The sequence below is a fragment of the Aquabacterium soli genome, from assembly GCF_003933735.1.
GTDB lineage: Bacteria > Pseudomonadota > Gammaproteobacteria > Burkholderiales > Burkholderiaceae_C > Aquabacterium > Aquabacterium soli.
On sequence record NZ_RSED01000030.1, the window covers coordinates 1 to 17182 of the forward strand.

General features: G+C 64.7%; 20 protein-coding genes. 8 read left to right on the forward strand and 12 right to left on the reverse strand.

Annotated features, from left to right (window positions below; translation table 11 throughout):
• Nucleotides 1–96 precede the first annotated feature (96 nt).
• The 7 genes from EIP75_RS22320 (at nt 97) to EIP75_RS22350 (ending at nt 4297) form a co-directional block, all read left to right on the forward strand.
• On the forward strand, nt 97–504 hold the full coding sequence (locus EIP75_RS22320; protein WP_125245413.1) for a DUF1428 domain-containing protein: 408 nt from the start codon (nt 97–99) through the stop codon (nt 502–504).
• A 53-nt stretch (nt 505–557) separates the two neighbouring features.
• Nucleotides 558–974 (forward strand): hypothetical protein, encoded by a 417-nt coding sequence (locus EIP75_RS22325; protein WP_125245414.1) that lies wholly within the window; start codon nt 558–560, stop codon nt 972–974.
• A 21-nt stretch (nt 975–995) separates the two neighbouring features.
• On the forward strand, nt 996–1589 hold the full coding sequence (locus EIP75_RS22330) for a putative pterin-binding protein (protein ID WP_125245415.1): 594 nt from the start codon (nt 996–998) through the stop codon (nt 1587–1589).
• A gap of 24 nt (nt 1590–1613) precedes the next feature.
• Entirely contained in the window at nt 1614–2066 is a 453-nt protein-coding gene (locus tag EIP75_RS22335; RefSeq protein WP_125245416.1) for an AAC(3)-I family aminoglycoside N-acetyltransferase, read from the forward strand.
• An 85-nt stretch (nt 2067–2151) separates the two neighbouring features.
• Complete coding sequence (locus EIP75_RS22340) at nt 2152–2502, forward strand: hypothetical protein (RefSeq protein ID WP_125245417.1); 351 nt, start codon at nt 2152–2154, stop codon at nt 2500–2502.
• Between the two features lie 348 nt (nt 2503–2850).
• Nucleotides 2851–3108: a DUF1488 family protein gene (locus EIP75_RS22345; RefSeq protein ID WP_125245418.1), complete on the forward strand. Its 258-nt coding sequence runs from the start codon at nt 2851–2853 to the stop codon at nt 3106–3108.
• A 106-nt stretch (nt 3109–3214) separates the two neighbouring features.
• A complete protein-coding gene (locus EIP75_RS22350; protein WP_158622962.1) occupies nt 3215–4297 on the forward strand; it encodes a PEP-CTERM sorting domain-containing protein in 1083 nt (360 codons plus the stop codon).
• 84 nt (nt 4298–4381) lie between these two features.
• Here EIP75_RS22350 and icd read toward each other — a convergent pair whose 3' ends face one another.
• From icd to hemN, 3 genes are all read right to left on the reverse strand, one after another.
• Nucleotides 4382–5635 (reverse strand): NADP-dependent isocitrate dehydrogenase, encoded by a 1254-nt coding sequence (gene icd / locus EIP75_RS22355; protein ID WP_125245420.1) that lies wholly within the window; start codon nt 5633–5635, stop codon nt 4382–4384.
• 145 nt (nt 5636–5780) lie between these two features.
• Nucleotides 5781–6656, reverse strand: a complete 876-nt coding sequence (locus EIP75_RS22360; RefSeq protein ID WP_125245421.1) for a sulfite exporter TauE/SafE family protein — start codon at nt 6654–6656, stop codon at nt 5781–5783.
• Nucleotides 6657–6686: 30 nt separating this feature from the next.
• Nucleotides 6687–8078, reverse strand: coding sequence for an oxygen-independent coproporphyrinogen III oxidase (gene hemN, locus EIP75_RS22365; RefSeq protein ID WP_420797182.1), 1392 nt, complete (start codon nt 8076–8078; stop codon nt 6687–6689).
• 273 nt (nt 8079–8351) lie between these two features.
• Between hemN and fnr the strand changes: the two genes are divergently transcribed.
• The gene (gene fnr / locus EIP75_RS22370) at nt 8352–9068 is read left to right on the forward strand and encodes a fumarate/nitrate reduction transcriptional regulator Fnr (protein ID WP_125245423.1); all 717 of its coding nucleotides are present in this window, start codon (nt 8352–8354) and stop codon (nt 9066–9068) included.
• Here fnr and EIP75_RS22375 read toward each other — a convergent pair.
• From EIP75_RS22375 to EIP75_RS22415, 9 genes are all read right to left on the reverse strand, one after another.
• The gene (locus EIP75_RS22375) at nt 9049–9312 is read right to left on the reverse strand and encodes a hypothetical protein (protein ID WP_125245424.1); all 264 of its coding nucleotides are present in this window, start codon (nt 9310–9312) and stop codon (nt 9049–9051) included. The two genes, fnr and EIP75_RS22375, sit on opposite strands and share 20 nt — an antisense overlap.
• A gap of 97 nt (nt 9313–9409) precedes the next feature.
• On the reverse strand, nt 9410–9688 hold the full coding sequence (locus EIP75_RS22380; protein ID WP_233585001.1) for a nitrogen fixation protein FixH: 279 nt from the start codon (nt 9686–9688) through the stop codon (nt 9410–9412).
• Nucleotides 9689–9714: 26 nt separating this feature from the next.
• Nucleotides 9715–11175, reverse strand: a complete 1461-nt coding sequence (ccoG, locus tag EIP75_RS22385; protein WP_125245425.1) for a cytochrome c oxidase accessory protein CcoG — start codon at nt 11173–11175, stop codon at nt 9715–9717.
• A gap of 33 nt (nt 11176–11208) precedes the next feature.
• Nucleotides 11209–12171, reverse strand: a complete 963-nt coding sequence (ccoP, locus tag EIP75_RS22390) for a cytochrome-c oxidase, cbb3-type subunit III (RefSeq protein ID WP_125245426.1) — start codon at nt 12169–12171, stop codon at nt 11209–11211.
• Between the two features lie 20 nt (nt 12172–12191).
• Nucleotides 12192–12329, reverse strand: a complete 138-nt coding sequence (locus EIP75_RS22395; protein ID WP_125245427.1) for a cbb3-type cytochrome oxidase subunit 3 — start codon at nt 12327–12329, stop codon at nt 12192–12194.
• A gap of 31 nt (nt 12330–12360) precedes the next feature.
• Nucleotides 12361–12990 carry a cytochrome-c oxidase, cbb3-type subunit II gene (ccoO, locus tag EIP75_RS22400; protein WP_125245428.1) on the reverse strand — a complete coding sequence of 210 codons (630 nt, stop codon included), beginning with the start codon at nt 12988–12990 and terminating at the stop codon, nt 12361–12363.
• Between the two features lie 16 nt (nt 12991–13006).
• Entirely contained in the window at nt 13007–14437 is a 1431-nt protein-coding gene (ccoN, locus tag EIP75_RS22405) for a cytochrome-c oxidase, cbb3-type subunit I (RefSeq protein WP_125245429.1), read from the reverse strand.
• A gap of 63 nt (nt 14438–14500) precedes the next feature.
• On the reverse strand, nt 14501–14662 hold the full coding sequence (gene ccoS, locus EIP75_RS22410) for a cbb3-type cytochrome oxidase assembly protein CcoS (RefSeq protein WP_125245430.1): 162 nt from the start codon (nt 14660–14662) through the stop codon (nt 14501–14503).
• Nucleotides 14663–14716: 54 nt separating this feature from the next.
• Entirely contained in the window at nt 14717–17128 is a 2412-nt protein-coding gene (locus EIP75_RS22415; RefSeq protein WP_233585002.1) for a heavy metal translocating P-type ATPase, read from the reverse strand.
• Between the last annotated feature and the right edge of the window lie 54 nt (nt 17129–17182).

The following is a 17182-nucleotide window of genomic DNA, read 5'->3' on the forward strand; positions in this document are numbered from 1 at the left end:
ATCCCATCAGTCAAGCCGACGTGAATCTTGCCGGAGTTTTGTGGACACACAGACCTAACGCAGAATGTGTGCGCCAGCACCGCAGAGGTAACCAAGATGAGCTACATCGACTGCTTCCTCGCCCCCGTTCCTCGCGCCAATAAGGCCGCCTACGAGGCGTTGGCCAGGCTCTCTGAGAAGGTGGTGAAAGAACATGGCGCGATAAGCATCATGGAGTGCTGGCTCGATGAGTCAGCACCGGATCCGACGACGTATCACGGAGCGGAAACCAAGCGGGCTCAGGTGGAGTACAAAAGTTTTGCCAATGCCGCAGGTGTGCGGGAAGATGAAACTGTCGTCATGTCCTATGTCGAGTGGCCAGACAAAGCTGCACGCGACGCAGGCATGGAGAAGGTGACGAATGACCCACGAATGCAGTTTGGTGATCAGCCCCCTGCCTTTGACGGAAGGCGCCTCATTGCGGCCGGCTTCAAGCCCATGCTCGGCGGCCCCAGCGACACCTGACGGAGAATGTGTCTCACCCTTAAGCGCACCAAAACCATTCCGCAGGTATACCCGTGACCACCGCAAAGTTCATCGAAGTCCTTGAGGGATACGAGTTCTGTGCTTTTGGCGATCTGCTGGACACCCAAGCCTTCATCAGCTTGGAGCGCGGTACCGTTCACATCACTTCGGGTGACATGGACCTTGATGAAGAACCGCCCGAAGACCTCGAAGCTGGCCCCTACCTTGCCTTGCCCGACAAGTCGGAGCTTCGACTAGGACGCGAGCTGGCCATTGAGTTCTCAGAAGAGCATCTGCCCGACGACCTCTCGACCGTTCTTGGCTTTTTCCGCAATCGCGGCGCCTACGGCAAGTTCAAAAGCTTCCTGGAACGCAAAGGGCAATTGCAAGCGTGGTTTGACCACGAGAAGTCCGCCAAGGAATCCCGCCTTCGCGAGTGGTGTGCAGACCATGGCATCGAACTCACATAGTCAACCAAGAAACAGCCCTTGATGAACAAACGCGACTTTCTGCAAACAGCGGCGTTGGGCCTGGGCACCGCTACCTCCTTCAACGCGCTCGCGCAGAACGCGCCTAAGGCTGCCACGGGCCCGGTGCTGTTGACCGTATCCGGCCTGATCGGCCCAGGCAATCGCGGACCGCTGGATCCAGCCCTCGACCAGATGATGCACAAGCAGAAGGTCAGCTTCAGCAAGGCACATGCGTTCGACTTCGCTGCGCTCACGGCCATGCCCGCCATCACCATCAAGCCCACGCTGGAGTACGACAACAAGCCCCATGTTCTGAAAGGCCCGTTGCTCACGGATGTCTTGAGGGCCTGCGGCGTGAAGATCGGCGAGAAGACAGCGCTGCTGTTGCGCGCGGTGGATGGCTACGGCGTGCTGCTGACAGCCGCTGAAGCCTCGCAGCGCCGCTTCATCCTGGCCACCCATCTCGACAACCGCCCGATGGGCCTGGGTGGCCTGGGGCCGCTGTGGGCTGTCTACGATGCGGACAAGTTTCCCGACATGGCCGCCAAGCCTGTCAGCCAACGATTCAGCCTTTGCCCGTGGGCCACGTACCATGTCGAGGTGCGCGAAAGTTGACACGGCAAATGCAGGAGCCAACTCATGCATTCAATCACCACCCAGGTGCTGGGCAACGTGCAGTTGGCCGCCTTGCGGGGCATGTTGGCCATGTTCGGAGAAGTCTTTGAAGACATCGACACCTACACAGGCAGCCAGCCCGATGACCGTTACCTCTCGCAGCTCTTGTCCCGAGATGATTTCATCGCGATAGCGGCCATGTCGGGCGGCCAGGTCATTGGCGGCTTGGCAGCCTACGTGCTGCACAAGTTCGAGCAACAGCGCTCTGAAATCTACATCTACGATCTGGCTGTGCGCCTGGAGCACCGGCGTCAGGGCGTGGCCACCGCACTGATCTGCGCTCTGCGCGGGCTGGCACGGGAGCGTGGCGCATACGTGATCCTGGTGCAGGCCGATAAGGGCGATGCCCCTGCCATTGCGCTGTACAACAAGCTGGGGGTACAAGAGGATGTCCTTCATTTCGACATCAATCCGTGAGCTTGTCTCCATGCCGCTGAGAGTTCATCCCTCTGCACTGCACTGCCAAGTCATCCTAACCACGGCAGCCTGCCTTGCCCCTGTCGTGTCCTTCAGTGCCGATGTGCCACGTGATCTTCAAGCCGCGCTCCGGCCCTTCCCGACGCTGTCTGTCGCCATAGAGGGTCAGACACTGCGCGTGGTGATGAACGAGCCCTTCGTTCAGCGCCGCACCTATGAGGCGATCGCCTCGGCGTACTGCACAAGCGCTGCGCGCAGCACCAGAAGACCCTGGGGCGGTTTACCGCTGAAAGGCATCGAGGTCGTCAACGTGACGCAGGCGCAGGGCTTCGGGTTCTCCGGCACCGTGGTCGACTGCGCGCGGTGGGCCAAGTTGCCGCCCGATGCCACCGAGGCATTCGTGGACCAACGCACACGGCCCCTTCAGCGGCAATGAGGCCGCAGTGCCATCGACAGCCAGAGTGCACTGCAGGGGTTAGTCCGGCTTGCGACACCCTTGGCAGCACAACAATGATGTCGATCGTCAACCACCATCATTCAAGCAGGACCATGCGCACCCTCAACACCCAGGAAATCCAGCAAGTCTCCGGCGGCGCGACCAACACGCCCGTGCTCGAAAGATCCTCGTCAGCCTGCTCACCGGGCCGCTGTACCCCTTCGTGCTGATCTTCAACTACCTGCGCATCAACCTCAAGTAAGCGCCAGCGCCGCCAGTCCACAGATTGTCCAGACATGCCGGCCAATTGGGTGTAGGGTGCCCGAGCCACCTCTACCGGAGCTCGACATGTCAACCCACCCCTTCTTCCATGAGGCCTCTGACGCTGTGCGCTTCTGGGTCCACATCGACGCACAGTGGATCGGCGCCAGCATTGCCAGGCAGGTTCTTCATTACCGTTACCGCCCCAACGTGACGGGCGAAGATCCCATGGAGACCTACCTGTGCCATGTGCCAGCCATTGAAGAGGCCGTGCGGCAACGCGTCAAGAAAGGCGCCCGGGAGCCTGTGATGGTGCGGGAGGTGGATCTGGTTGCCACGCCCTAGGTTCAAACAAGGGGCCCCCTAGAAGTTTCCTTGCGCTGTCCGAATTTCCAAATGAAGATCCTCCCCGGTGTTGCCATATCGGTGGCGCCTTCACCAGGAGATGGACATGCGCATGCTTTCAAACATCCTGTTTTCCGTGTTCACAGCGGCGTCGATGGCGCCGCTGGCCTTTGCCGCCACCTCGGATTCCGGCGCAGCCAGCCAGTCATCAGACTGGTTCGCCGCCAAGAGTGGATGGCAAACCGATCGCATTTGGTACGGAAACACCGCGACAGGGCTGCCCACAGGCAAGTGGGATTTCCAGTATCAAAACTCGTTCGCCGGCAGCCCCACCCCACCCGGCGCAGGCTGGAACACCTGGAGCTCCGTGAACAAGCCACCTGCCGCCACGTGGACAGGCACGTTCTACTCCGTGCCCTACCCGCATGTGGACACCAGCGCGGGCGGCAGCACCGCTGAGAACTGGGCTTATGTGTCGCTCTACACGGGCTTTGCGATCACGGGTGGTGGCTACTACGCCAAAAAGGGCACCTACTCCCGTGCGAATGCGGCGGTCAATGCCGACAGCCCCACGGTCGCGCAGACGCGCGTCACAGACCCCTGGACGATCCAGGCCCAGGGCAGCGACGCGTGGACCGTCGCGATGGAGTACTCGGAGCTGGGCAACTTCAGCAGCCCCCAAGCACAAGGCTCCCTGTTCGCCGAGTACGGCATCAGCCTGAACGCCAGCGCTGGCTCATCGACGGCTTACAACCTGCTGTCGGTGAACCTGTCGGCAGATGGCAGTTCCGTGTCCGTGTCGACAGCACTCAACGGCAACAACGCAGAGGCCAGTGGGAGCCTGGTCGGTGGCCAGCTCAACGGGGTGCTGTTGCTCAATGGTGCCGAGGTGACGGCAGCGCAGGCCACGGCCGCGCTGCAGGCACGGTACGCCGATGGTACCGGGTGGAGCCTCAACCCCAATGGCTACACGCTGGCCGACTTCCAGCCAGACGACCCCACCCAGACAGCCAGCGTTTTCAGTCTGTCAGCGCGGGTTTTCCTTGATGCATCGACCAGCAGCGTGACGATGAGCACCGCCAATGGGTCCATGGCGGTGGCCGTGGTACCGGAGCCCGGCGCGCTGGCCCTGGTGATGGCAGGGCTGGGCAGCATCGGGGTGTTCATGCGCCAACGCCGCACCAGTTGAAATGATCCCTGGCAAGAAAAAAACCCCAGGTTCATTCGCACACTGGGGTTGTGGTGACAGCTGCCGGCACAAGCCGGCGCTCAATCACATGTTGGCGATCATCACTTCGCCGAAGCCCGAGCATGACACCTGGGTCGCGCCATCCATCAGGCGCGCGAAGTCGTACGTGACCTTCTTGCTCTGGATGGCCTTGTCCATGGAGCTGATGATCAGGTCAGCAGCTTCCGCCCAGCCCATGTGGCGCAGCATCATTTCGGCGGACAGGATTTCGGAACCGGGGTTCACGTAGTCCTTGCCGGCGTACTTCGGCGCGGTGCCGTGGGTGGCTTCGAACATGGCGATCGAATCCGACAGGTTGGCACCCGGGGCGATACCGATGCCACCGACCTGGGCGGCCAGGGCATCAGACACGTAGTCGCCGTTGAGGTTCAGCGTGGCGATCACGCTGTACTCGGCCGGGCGCAGCAGGATCTGCTGCAGGAAGGCGTCGGCGATCGAATCCTTGACGATGATGTCCTTGCCGGTGCGCGGGTTCTTGAACTTGGCCCACGGACCACCGTCGATCAGCTCGGCGCCGAATTCCTTCTGGGCCAGGGCGTAGGCCCAGTCACGGAAGCCACCTTCGGTGTACTTCATGATGTTGCCCTTGTGCACGATGGTCACGCTGGGCTTGTCATTGTCGATGGCGTACTGGATGGCCTTGCGGACCAGACGCTCGGTGCCTTCACGCGACACGGGCTTGATGCCGATGCCGGAAGTGTCGGGGAAGCGGATCTTCTTGACGCCGAACTCGTTCTGCAGGATGGCGATCAGCTTCTTGGCCTTCTCGCTCTCGGCTTCGAACTCGATGCCGGCGTAGATGTCTTCCGAGTTCTCGCGGAAGATGACCATGTCGGTCTTCTCGGGCTCTTTCACTGGCGAAGGCACGCCCTTGAAGTAACGCACCGGGCGCAGGCAGACGTAGAGATCGAGCTCTTGGCGCAGGGCCACGTTCAGCGAGCGGATGCCGCCGCCGACGGGCGTGGTCAGGGGGCCCTTGATGGAGACCACGTAGTCCTTCAGGACCTTGAGCGTTTCTTCGGGCAGCCAGACATCCGGGCCGTAGACGCGCGTGGACTTCTCACCAGCGTAGATCTCCATCCAATGGATCTGGCGCTGACCGTTGTAGGCTTTGGCAACCGCGGCATCGACCACCTTGATCATCACGGGGGTGATGTCGAAACCGGTGCCGTCGCCTTCGATGTACGGAATGATGGGGTTGTGGGGAACATTGAGCGAGAAGTCCGGGTTGACCGAAATCTTCTGCCCACCTTCGGGCACTTTGATGTGCTGATACATGGTTGTGGTCTCCGCGTTTGGCGATTCCGTGAACAACATGGCCATGGATGTCGGCCGTGCTTCCTTATTCTATGCGAGCCCCTCTGTCCATCACATGAGTGAAGGGGGGATTTGCAGCTATTTGCCCCCATGAGGCGTCAAAGCCTCAGGCGCACCAAGCCTGCCACTGCACCAGCAAGCGGTGGGCCAAGGCCCAGCCTGCGGTGGCGCACAGCACCAACCCGGACAAGCGGACAGCCCATCGCGGATCGGACAGGCGCGAACGCAGGGTGCCGAAGATGCTGGAAGCGGGCGTGCCACCCTGCCCCGCCAGCGCACTGGCCGGGGTGCCGAACCGTGCCGCACCGGCAGGTGCCAGGGCCGGGCCCGGGGTCTGCCGCGCCATGGGTTGCCAGAGCACAGGCACCACCGCTGGCGTGGTATCAGGGGTGGTCGAGGTGGCGGGGGCGCGCTGCGCCCAGGGGCCCAGACGACGTGGCATCCACCAGAGCACCCAGGCGCCGGGCAGTGAGAACACCACCATCACCAGAGCCCCTGCCAGGGGCGTTTCAGCCAGCGCCGCCACGGTGACGGCGGCGTACAGCAGGCCGCAAGGCAGCGCGGCCCAGGCCATGCCCAGCACCAGGGGCACAACACCTTTCAAAGCTGGGTGGCGGGCCAGCAGCCCGGAATCATCCAGACGGGCTTGCAGCCGCCTGTACCCCCTCAGGCCATGGTCTTGCAGCGCGCCCGGCAAGGCGCCCTTCAGCAGCATCCAGCCGCCCAGCAGCACGGTGGCCGCCAGCAGCATCACCCACAGGGGTTGCAGCGCATCGGCCCAGCGGGACCAGGCCGCCAGCACACCCGTGGCCCCGGCCGCCAGCGCGCCCAGCAGCGCATAACCCAGGGTGCGGCCCAGCAGCGCCTGCAGGGGCACGCCCTGGGGCAAGGCCGCGGCGCACGGGGCGGCGCACATGGCCCCACAGTGGAGCATGCCGCCCAGGCCAATGAGCAATGCGGTGGTCAGGAGGCTGTAGAGCATGCACAGGTGCTCGCTGGGGGAAGAGCTGACTCAGATGATGCGCGAAAACCGCTCGGTGGCCTGGTCTGCTTGCAGATGGCGGTCGAACACCATGGCCACGGCCCGCACGAAATACCAGCCCATGGGGGTGACGCGGATGCCATCGGGCTCCATCTCGACCAGCCCTTGCTCGACCAGTGGCGCCAACTGCTCGATCTCGTACGCAAAATACTTTCTGAAATCAACCAGATAGGCCAGTTCGATGGATTCGATGTCCACCCTTCCCTGGCACATGATGGCCATGATCACGGCACGGCGCACCAGGTCGTCGCGACTCAGCGAGAGGCCGCGCACCACCGGGAAGATGCCGCGCTGCAGTGCATCGTAGTACTCGTCCAGCGTCTTGGCGTTCTGGCTGTAATGAGCCCCCACCCGCCCGATGGCCGACACGCCCAGGCCGATCAGGTCGCTGTCGGGATGGGTGCTGTAGCCCTGGAAGTTGCGGTGCAGGCGGCCCTGGCGGCGTGCCACGGCCAGGGGGTCGGTCGGCAGCGCGAAGTGGTCCATGCCGATGTAGTCGTAGCCCACGGCGCGGAACTGGCGGATGGCGCGTGACAGCATCAGCACCTTGTCGGCGGCCGGAGGCAGCTGACTGGCATCGATGCGGCGCTGGGGCTTGAAACGCGCCGGCAGGTGGGCGTAGGCGTACAGGGCGATGCGGTCAGGCTTGAGGGCGCTGACCTGCACCAGCGTGCGGTCGAAACCCTGCGGTGTCTGGCGCGGCAGGCCGTAGATCAGGTCCATGTTGATGGATTCGAAACCTGAATCCCGGGCGGCCTTCATCAGCTTGGCGACCGATTCGAAGGATTGCACGCGGTGCACGGCCTGCTGCACCAGGGGGTCGAAATCCTGGATGCCCAGGCTGAGGCGATTGAAGCCGATGGCGGCCAGGCGGGCCAGGCGATCGCCATCGACCGTGCGGGGGTCGACCTCGATCGAGTATTCGCCGCCGGGCACGAAGCGGAAGGCCTCGCGCAGCCAGCCGAACAGTTGTTCGATCTGCTCGTCGCTCAGGAAGGTGGGCGTGCCGCCGCCCAGGTGCAGCTGCGACACGGCCTGGCCGCGGCCCAGTTGGGCGACGTGCATGTCGATTTCGCGTCGCAGGGCCTGCAGGTATTCAACGGCCTTTTCATGGTGGCGAGTGACCACCTTGTTGCAGGCGCAGTAGTAGCACACCGATTCGCAGAACGGGATGTGCACATAGATGGACAAGGGCGCAATGCCGCCACCGATGGCGCCGGCACCATCGGCCCGCTGGGCCAGCGCCAGGCTGTAATGATCTGGCCCGAACGCCTCGACAAATCGGTCAGCCGTGGGGTAGGAGGTGTACCGGGGGCCATTGACATTCAACTTCCCCAGCACATCTTGGTCCACAAGCGGCAGGGGCTGTAGGAAAGCGGAAGGGGCAAGGGCAGCAGCGTTCATGGCGGAAGAATGTGCCAAGCACTCCCGCAAGGGCTTGATCTGGCGCAAGCCGGCTGCGCGGCCAGACGCAACAATGCGTCAAAGCTTGATCCAACCCCTATTCGCCCCGGAAACGCCCCCGCCATGACCACATCGGATTGCACTGCTACCATGCTGGACCAGAGCCCCGCCTTGGCCAAGAACCCTGCGCGGTCACTTCATGCCGTCACGGACGTTTCCATCCCCAGACCCATGAAATACGACACATTCAAGGTAGCTTGTTCCAGTTGCAACCTGCGCGAGCTGTGCCTGCCGGTTGGCATGAGCGAGCCTCAGCTCGGACAGCTCGACGAGCTGGTTGGCGCGCGCAAGGCCGTCAAGCGCGGCGAAGCGCTGTTCCATGCGGGCGAGCCGTTCAAGGCGGTGTACGCCGTGCGCACGGGCTTCTTCAAGACCTGTGTGTCGTCTGAAGACGGCCGCGACCAGGTGACCGGTTTCCAGATGGCGGGTGAGCTGCTGGGCCTGGATGGCATCAGCACCGACCACCATGCCTGCGACGCCGTGGCACTTGAGGATTCGCAGGTCTGCGTGATCCCCTATTCGCAACTGGAAGAGCTGTCGCGCGAGTTCAGCGACCTGCAGCACCAGTTCCACAAAATCATGAGCCGCGAGATCGTTCGTGACCACGGGGTGATGCTGCTGCTGGGCAGCATGCGGGCCGAAGAGCGTTTGGCCGCGTTTCTGCTGAACCTGACGCAGCGCCTGCATGCGCGCGGTTTTTCATCATCCGCCCTGGTGCTGCGCATGACACGCGAAGAGATCGGCAGTTACCTGGGCCTCAAGCTCGAGACCGTCAGCCGCACCTTCTCGAAGTTTCAGGACGATGGCCTGCTCGAGGTCAAGCAGCGCGACATCCGCATCCTGGATGCCGACGGGCTGCGCGCCCTGGTCAATACCTCGCGCTGCTGATGCGCTTGGGTGCCTGTCCAGCAGGCGCCTGCATCAACCACAGGCTGACGGCAGAAGCCGCGGCCACCATGGCCCAGAAGGTCAGGAAAGCCATCGTGTAGGTGGCCATGGGGGAAGGTTGCCAGGCCTCGCTGAGCTGCAGCGCGGTCGGGTCCACCCAGGCGAACACCACCATTTCGATCAGACCGGCCACCAGGAAGGCGGGCCACAGGATCTGGGCGGCTTGAAGGGCGCGTGGCGTCATGGCTGTTGTCTCCTTGAGCAAGGCTCAGCACAGCAGCCATGTTCACCCCTTTGCGCAGCTTGCGCGCTAGGAAGAACCCTAGCTGCCCGCCTGTGAGTCAATGATCAGCGGGCCGCATGGCCGTGTCCGCCGCACGGTTGCGCCCCTGCACGGCGGGCGCATGGCCCGGCTTGCTCGATGCTGAGTGGTAACTCTCCAGCACCGGATCGACGTTGCGCACCGCAAGCACGACCATGTTGAGTGAGGCGACCACCACGATCAGCGGCCCGCCCACCACCAGCCACACGATGGGAAACTTCCACCAGGGCGCGCCTGCGCCCGGCCGGTTGTCGATGCCTGAGGCAGCGTCAGGGGTGGGTGATGTGTGTGTGTTCATGACGAACTCCTTGAAGGGTTGGCGCCTCAGCGGGGCACCATGAACGTGGTCTTTTCATGCACGGCCACGTCCGGATCGGTGCCCTGGCGCTGGCGCGTGATCACCAGCTCGACGCGCTGGGCACCGCTGCCCAATGCCTGGGCCACTTCGGGCGGCACGCGCACGGCCACGGGCACCCAGCGCGCTTCCGCCGGGCCGACGATGATCTCTTGCTGCACCTGCATCTGCACTTGGGGCAGGTGGTCCATGAAGATGGTGAAGCGCTGTTCGGTTTCGGTCGCGTTCATGATCTGCACGCGGTAGACGTTCTCGATGTAGCCGTCGTCCACGATGCGGGCCAGGCTGCCCCGGTCACGCACCACGTCCACCTTGAAAGGCGTACGCAGGTACAGGCTGCCCACGAAGGCGATCACGATCAGCAGCAACACGCTGGAATAGATCAGCACGCGGGGCCGTGCGATGCGGCTCCACATCTGCTTGCGGCTCCAGCCGGCTTCCATGCCGTTCAGCGTGGCGTAGCGGATCAGCCCGCGCGGGGATCCCATCTTGTCCATCACCGTGTCGCACACATCGATGCAGGCGGCGCAGCCTATGCATTCGTACTGCAGGCCTTCGCGGATGTCGATGCCCGTGGGGCAGACCTGCACGCACAAGGTGCAGCTGATGCAATCGCCAAGGCCACGCTCGGCCGCCACGGTGCCGCGGGGGCGCGAGCCGCGCGGCTCACCGCGCTTTTCGTCGTAGCTGATGATCAGGGTGTCACGGTCGAACATCGCGCTCTGGAAGCGCGCATACGGGCACATGTACTTGCACACCTGCTCGCGCATGAAGCCGGCGTTGCCGTAGGTGGCCAGGCCGTAGAAGCCGGTCCAGAACAGCTCCCAGGGGCCCATGCCCAGCGTGAGCACCTCTTGCCACAGCACGCGGATGGGCGTGAAGTAGCCGACGAAGGTGAAGCCTGTCCACAGCGAGAGCGCCAGCCATGAGGCGTGCTTGCCGCCCTTGCGCCAGAGCTTGTCGAGGCTCCAGCCGGGGCGGTCCAGCTTCATGCGCCGGCCACGGTCGCCTTCCCAGCGCCGCTCGATCCACAGGAACAGCTCGGTGTAGACCGTCTGCGGACAGGCAAAGCCGCACCACAGGCGCCCCGCCACCGCCGTGAACAGGAACAGACCGTAGGCCGAGATGATCAGCAGCACGGTCAGGTAGATGAAATCCTGCGGGTACAGGACCAGGTCGAACAGGTAGAAGCGCCGGGCGCCCAGGTCGAACAGCATGGCCGGGCGGCCATTCCACTGCAGCCATGGCAGCCCGTAGAACACCAGTTGAGTCAGGGCCACCAGCGCCCAGCGCCAGTTGGCGAACCAGCCCGAGACCTCACGCGGGTAGATCTTGGGCTGCGCTTCGTAGAGCGAGACCATTTCTTCCCGCCGGCCGTCTGCACCCGCTGCGATCGGCTTGATGGGGATGATGGTCTTGGGCTTGTCCATGGTGTGGCCCGTGTCGTTCAGTGGTCAGTCAGTTCATTGAGGCACCACGCCCGGGGGCTTGGTGGCGGCACCCTGGGCCGTCTGCGTCTGGTTCGACAAACCCCACACGTAGGACGCCAGCACCTTGATCTGGTCGGCCGTGAGGCGGTCTTTCTGGGCCGGCATCACGTTGGTCTTGCCCTTGGTGACGATGTCCACGATGGCGGCCTCGCCCCAGCCGTGCAGCCAGATCTTGTCCGTCAGGTTGGGCGCGCCCAGGATCTGGTTGCCCTTGCCATCGGCACCGTGGCAGGCGGCACAGGCCTTGAACTTGTCGCGGCCCAGCTCGGCCATCAGTGAGTTGTGCGCGCTGCCCGACAGGCTGAGCACGTAGTTGGCCAGTTGGCGCACTTCTTCGCTGGTGCCCACGGCGGCGGCCATGGGCGGCATCACGCCGTGGCGGCCATGGGTGATGGTCTCGATGATCTTGTCGGGCGTGCCACCGTGCAGCCAGTCCTTGTCGGTCAGGTTGGGGTAGCTCTTGCCGCCCCGCGCATCGGAGCCGTGGCAGGCCGCGCAGTTGTTCAGGAACAGGCGCTGCCCGATGGCTTGCGCATCCGGGTTGCCGGCCAGCTTTTCCACCACCTCGGCCTGGAAGCCGGCGTAGACCTTGTCCTCGGCCACTTTGGCCTTGAGCACCTCGTCGTGGTATTCCTTGACGGACGTCCAGCCCAGGGTGCCGGCGTTGGCGCCGACGCCGGGGTACATCACCAGGTAGATCACCGCGTAGACGATGGTGAGCACGAACAGGCCCACCCACCAGCGTGGCAGCGGGTTGTTGAGCTCACGCAGATCACCGTCCCACACGTGGCCGGTGGTCTCTTCGATGTTGCCCTTGGCATCACGGATCACCTTGTGGCGGGCCGAGCCCACCAGGACGAGCACGCAGAACAGCAGCCCGCCGATCACGATGGCGGTCACATACAGGTGCCAGCCATTCGAAACGAAGTCGCTCATGAAGAGCCTCCAATCATCATTCAGTCGTCAGACAGGGGTAGCCGGGCGGCCTCGTCGAAATCGGCCTTGTTGCGGCGCGAATACGCCCACCAGACAATGCCCACGAACACCGCCATGGAGATCACAGTCACCAGGCTTCTCAGCGTGCCGAGTTCCATTTCCGGCTCCTTGGTTCGGTTGCCTATCGGGTCACTTGACGGCCGTGCCCATGACCTGCAGGTAGGCCACCAGCGCGTCCAGTTCGGTCTTGCCCTTGAGCTCTTCGGGCGCGGCCTTGATCTCGTCATCGGTGTAGGGCACACCCACCACGCGCAGGGCCGCCATGTTCTTGCCGATGTGGTCGGGCTTGAGCGCGGCCGCCTCCAGCCAGGGATAGGCCGGCATGTTGGATTCGGGCACCACGGTGCGCGGATCGGTCAAATGGGCGCGGTGCCACTCGTCGCTGTACTTGCCGCCCACGCGGTGCAGGTCAGGCCCGGTGCGCTTGGAGCCCCACTGGAAGGGGTGGTCGTACACGAACTCACCGGCCATCGAGTAGTGCCCGTAGCGCAGCGTCTCGGCGCGGAAGGGGCGGATCATCTGCGAGTGGCAACCGAAACAGCCCTCACGCAGGTAGATGTCGCGCCCGGCCAGTTGCAGTGGTGTGTAGGGCTTGAGGCCCTGCACCGCTTCGGTGGTGCTGCGCTGGAAGAACAGCGGCACGATCTCGACCAGGCCGCCGAACAGGATGACCACCAGGGTCAGCGCGATCAGCAGGAAGTTGTTGGTTTCGATCCGCTCGTGCGAGAGGACCGGGGTGGGGGTGTGCTTGTCAGCCATGTGGTGTCTCCCGTCATCAAGCCGCAGCGGGCTGTGGCACGGCCACGGTGTTGGCGCGGCCGGCCATGACCGTCATGACGGTGTTCCAGAGCATCAGGATCATGCCGCCGAGGTACAGCAGGCCACCGGCCACGCGCAGCACATAGAAGGGATAGGTGGCCTTGACGCTTTCGACGAAGGTGTAGACCAGCGTGCCGTCGGGGTTGACCGCACGCCACATCAGGCCCTGCATCACACCGGCGATCCACATCGCGGCGATGTACAGCACGATGCCGATGGTGGCCGTCCAGAAGTGCACCGAGATGGCAGGCACGCTGAACATGGTGGTGCGGCCGAACAGGCGCGGGATCAGGTAGTACAGCGATCCCATCGAGATCAGCCCCACCCAGCCCAGGGCACCGGCGTGCACGTGGCCGACCGTCCAGTCGGTGTAGTGCGACAGCGCGTTCACCGTCTTGATCGACATCATCGGGCCCTCGAAGGTGGACATGCCGTAGAACGACAGGGACACGATCAGGAACTTGAGGATGGCGTCGTCGCGCAGCTTGTGCCAGGCGCCCGACAGGGTCATGACGCCGTTGATCATGCCGCCCCAGCTGGGCGCCAGCAGGATCAGCGAGAACACCATGCCCACCGATTGGGCCCAGTCGGGCAGCGCGGTGTAGTGCAGGTGGTGGGGGCCGGCCCACATGTAGGTGAAGATCAGCGCCCAGAAGTGCACGATCGACAGGCGGTAGCTGTAGATCGGCATGTTGGCCTGCTTGGGGATGAAGTAGTACATCATTCCCAGGAAGCCTGCCGTCAGGAAGAAGCCCACGGCATTGTGGCCGTACCACCACTGCACCATGGCGTCCTGCACGCCGGCATAGGCAGAGTAGCTCTTGCCCATGTCCACCGGGATGGCGGCGCTGTTGACGATGTGCAGCAAGGCCACCGCCAGGATGAAGGCGCCGTAGAACCAGTTGGCCACGTAGATGTGGCGGATCTTGCGGATGCCCAGTGTGCCGAAGAACACCACGGCATAGGCCACCCAGACCAGGGCGATCAGGATGTCGATGGGCCATTCGAGCTCGGCGTATTCCTTGCCCTGGGTCCAGCCCAGCGGCAAGGTGATCACCGCGCCGACGATCACGGCCTGCCAGCCCCAGAAGGTGAAGGCGGCCAGCTTGTCGGAGATCAGCCGCACGTGGCAGGTGCGCTGCACCACGTAGTACGAGGTGCCCATCAGGGCGCAGCCCCCGAAGGCGAAGATCACGGCATTGGTGTGCAGTGGCCGAAGGCGTCCGTAGGACAGCCAGGGTATGCCGAAGTTCAGCTCGGGCCAGGCCAGTTGCGACGCGATCAACACGCCCACCGCCATGCCCACCACCCCCCAGAACACGGCGGCCAGCGAGAATTGCCGGACCACGGTGTCGTTGTAGGTGGCAGAACTGTTGTTTGCCATCATGGGTTCTCCTGTTTCATCACGTCCGATTCTGGGGAAAACGCGATGAAACAGCCTTGCGCAGGATCAAGGGGGCTCGACTGAGCCCTTCTGATCTTCGTCAAGAATGCGCACACCCTCCTGCTCGACGTTGTCGAACTGGCCGCGCCAGACCGACCAGCCCAGCACGCCCAGGATGAGCAGCACCAGAACCACCGACAGGGGGAGCAACAGATAGAGGATGTCCACGGGCGTATCTTTACCAGATCGGGGGCGCCCGTACAGATCCAGATCAAACAATGGTCAGTTTGGCGTGGCTTTGCGGGGGGCCTTGCCCAGGCGAAGGGCATTGAGCACCACCGCCAGGGAGCTCAACGCCATGCCCAGGCCTGCCAGCCAGGGTGGCAGCCAGCCCATCAGTGCCAGGGGAATGCACACCAGGTTGTAACTGGCCGACCAGGCCAGGTTCTGACGCACCACCCGCATGGCCTGGCGGCTGGTGCGCACCGACTGCGCCACGCCGCTCAGGCGCCCGCCCAGCACGATGAAATCCGCCTGCGACTGCGCCAGGGCGGCGCCCTGGTCCAGCGCGAAGGACACGGACGCACGCGCCAGCACGGGGGCGTCGTTGATGCCGTCGCCCACCATGGCGACCACCTGGCCGCCCTGCTGCCGTGCCTGCAGCAGCGAGAGTTTCTGCTCGGGTGAAGCCTGGGCGCCCAGGATGGGCAAGGCCGTCCCCGGGGGCAACTGCTCTATGAAGCGCTGCACCCGCTCGGTCTGGTCGCCTGACAGCACCGCGGTGGACACGCCCAGGCCACGCAGCTCAGTGAGCGCCAGGGCGGCGTCGGGGCGCGGGTGCTCGTCCAGCGAGAAACCCAGCACCTCGTCCGCACCGCCAGGATCCTGAGGCGCCAGCCACACCCGGCCCTCGGGCCAGGCTTGGGCCAGGGGCCCGTGGTGTGTTCCCAGGGCCCAATCTGCCGCCCCCAGGCGCCAGGTGCGGCCATCGGGCCCCTGCCCTTCCAGGCCCAGCCCGGCCACTTCCCGCACGGCCTGCCAGACGCTGCCTGGGCCTGCGTGCTCCGCCTCCAGGCCCGACAAAGCCTGCGACACCGGATGTTGCGATTGAGACGCGAGAGCACCCGCGGTGGACAGTGCCGCAGGGGGTATCTCAGCCAAGGCCCGCGCACGCCCCTGCCACCACACGCCCTGGATGCCCAGGTGGGCATCGCTCAACGTGCCCGTCTTGTCGAACAGCACGGCAGAGACCGATGCCAGGGTGTCGATGGCATCCAGGCGGCGCACCAGCACGCCCTGGCGCGCCAGGGCACCCGCTGCAGCCAGCAAGGCCGAAGGCGCTGCCAGCGACAGGGCACACGGACAGGTCACCACCAGCACGGACACCACCACCCAGACGATGCGCGAGGGATCGATCCACCACCAGGCCAGCCCGCCCAGGGCCGCCAGCAGCAGCACGCCCCACAGGAAGGGCCCGGCGAACCGGTCGGCTAGGCGCAGCCATCCTGGTTTTTCGGTCATGGCCTGGTGCACCAGGTTCACGATCTGCTGGTAGCGGGTGTCCGGCCCCAGGCGCTCGATGCGGCACCACACGGGCGCGCCCAGGTTCAGGCTGCCGGCCACCACCACCTGGCCCGGGCCGCGTGGCACCGGGCGGGATTCGCCCGTCAGCATGGATTCGTCGACCTCGGTCTGGCCCTGCGCCACCTGCCCGTCACCCGGGAAGGCCTGGCCGGCCGTCACGCGCACGTGGTCACCCGGGCGCAGGGAAGACAGCGGCACACGTTCGACCTCGGCCTGCCCCAGATCCGCGGGATCCAGCCGCTCACCCACGGCACGCTCCACCGCCTCCGGCAGGCGCGCGCTGAGCGATTCCAGGGATTGGGTGACCTTCTCGCGCGCCCGGCTTTCGAGCCAGCGCCCAGTGAGCAGGAAGCTCACGAACATGGTCAGCGAATCGAAGTAGACATCGCCACCCAGCCAGGCGGCATGCCCGAAGGTCACCCCCGTGCTCACGCCGAACATGGCCGCGATGCCCAGCGCCACCGGCGTGTCCATCGAGATGCGCCCCTGCTTGAGCGCATGCCATGCGCCGGTGAAGAAGGGCCCGCACGAGAACAGCATCACCGGCAGGCTCAGCACCCAGGCCGACCAGTTCAGCAGGCGCCACAGATCGGGTGCGATGTCCTGAGGGCCACCCACGTACTGGGCGGTCGAGATCATCATCACCTGCATCATGCAGAACCAGGCCACCAGCAGGCGCCACAGCAGCTTGCGCTGATCCTGCAGGCGGGCGCCGAGCTGACGAGCCCCGGCATCGGGCCATGCCCGGTAGCCGGCCCCCTGCACCGCGCGCACCAGCTGCGACAGTTGCACCCGCGCCGGGTCGATCACCAGGCGGGCGCGCTGGGTGGCGCCCTGCACCTGCACCTCCCGCACACCCGGCACGCGCTGCAGCGCCGATTCGATCGTCAGGGCGCAGGCCGCACAGTACAGCCCCGCCAGCCCCAATCCGATCGGCACGGCACCATCGGCCGCGCGCGGCCCCACCTGGCACTGCGCCAGCACCGCCGGATCGTCTACACCGGCGGCCTGCGCTTCTGTCAGGGGCGCGTTCATGCCCTGTACAGCCTGGGTGGGCTTGTCGGCCGCGGCGGGCCCGGGCACGTTAGGGGTGGACAATGACGAGGACATAGGCCGCTTCACTCTACGCCTGACCGCGTGCGGCGACCCCGACCAGGATCAATG

Excerpts from the sequence above, each read along its gene's own strand:
- EIP75_RS22320 (WP_125245413.1), top strand. The coding sequence starts at position 97 with ATGAGCTACATCGACTGCTTCCTCGCCCCCGTTCCTCGCGCCAATAAG.
- EIP75_RS22330 (WP_125245415.1), top strand. The coding sequence starts at position 996 with ATGAACAAACGCGACTTTCTGCAAACAGCGGCGTTGGGCCTGGGCACC.
- EIP75_RS22335 (WP_125245416.1), top strand. The coding sequence starts at position 1,614 with ATGCATTCAATCACCACCCAGGTGCTGGGCAACGTGCAGTTGGCCGCC.
- EIP75_RS22345 (WP_125245418.1), top strand. The coding sequence starts at position 2,851 with ATGTCAACCCACCCCTTCTTCCATGAGGCCTCTGACGCTGTGCGCTTC.
- EIP75_RS22350 (WP_158622962.1), top strand. The coding sequence starts at position 3,215 with ATGCGCATGCTTTCAAACATCCTGTTTTCCGTGTTCACAGCGGCGTCG.
- icd (WP_125245420.1), bottom strand. The coding sequence starts at position 5,635 with ATGTATCAGCACATCAAAGTGCCCGAAGGTGGGCAGAAGATTTCGGTC.
- EIP75_RS22360 (WP_125245421.1), bottom strand. The coding sequence starts at position 6,656 with ATGCTCTACAGCCTCCTGACCACCGCATTGCTCATTGGCCTGGGCGGC.
- fnr (WP_125245423.1), top strand. The coding sequence starts at position 8,352 with ATGAAATACGACACATTCAAGGTAGCTTGTTCCAGTTGCAACCTGCGC.
- EIP75_RS22375 (WP_125245424.1), bottom strand. The coding sequence starts at position 9,312 with ATGACGCCACGCGCCCTTCAAGCCGCCCAGATCCTGTGGCCCGCCTTC.
- EIP75_RS22380 (WP_233585001.1), bottom strand. The coding sequence starts at position 9,688 with ATGAACACACACACATCACCCACCCCTGACGCTGCCTCAGGCATCGAC.
- ccoG (WP_125245425.1), bottom strand. The coding sequence starts at position 11,175 with ATGGACAAGCCCAAGACCATCATCCCCATCAAGCCGATCGCAGCGGGT.
- ccoP (WP_125245426.1), bottom strand. The coding sequence starts at position 12,171 with ATGAGCGACTTCGTTTCGAATGGCTGGCACCTGTATGTGACCGCCATC.
- EIP75_RS22395 (WP_125245427.1), bottom strand. The coding sequence starts at position 12,329 with ATGGAACTCGGCACGCTGAGAAGCCTGGTGACTGTGATCTCCATGGCG.
- ccoO (WP_125245428.1), bottom strand. The coding sequence starts at position 12,990 with ATGGCTGACAAGCACACCCCCACCCCGGTCCTCTCGCACGAGCGGATC.
- ccoN (WP_125245429.1), bottom strand. The coding sequence starts at position 14,437 with ATGATGGCAAACAACAGTTCTGCCACCTACAACGACACCGTGGTCCGG.
- EIP75_RS22415 (WP_233585002.1), bottom strand. The coding sequence starts at position 17,128 with ATGTCCTCGTCATTGTCCACCCCTAACGTGCCCGGGCCCGCCGCGGCC.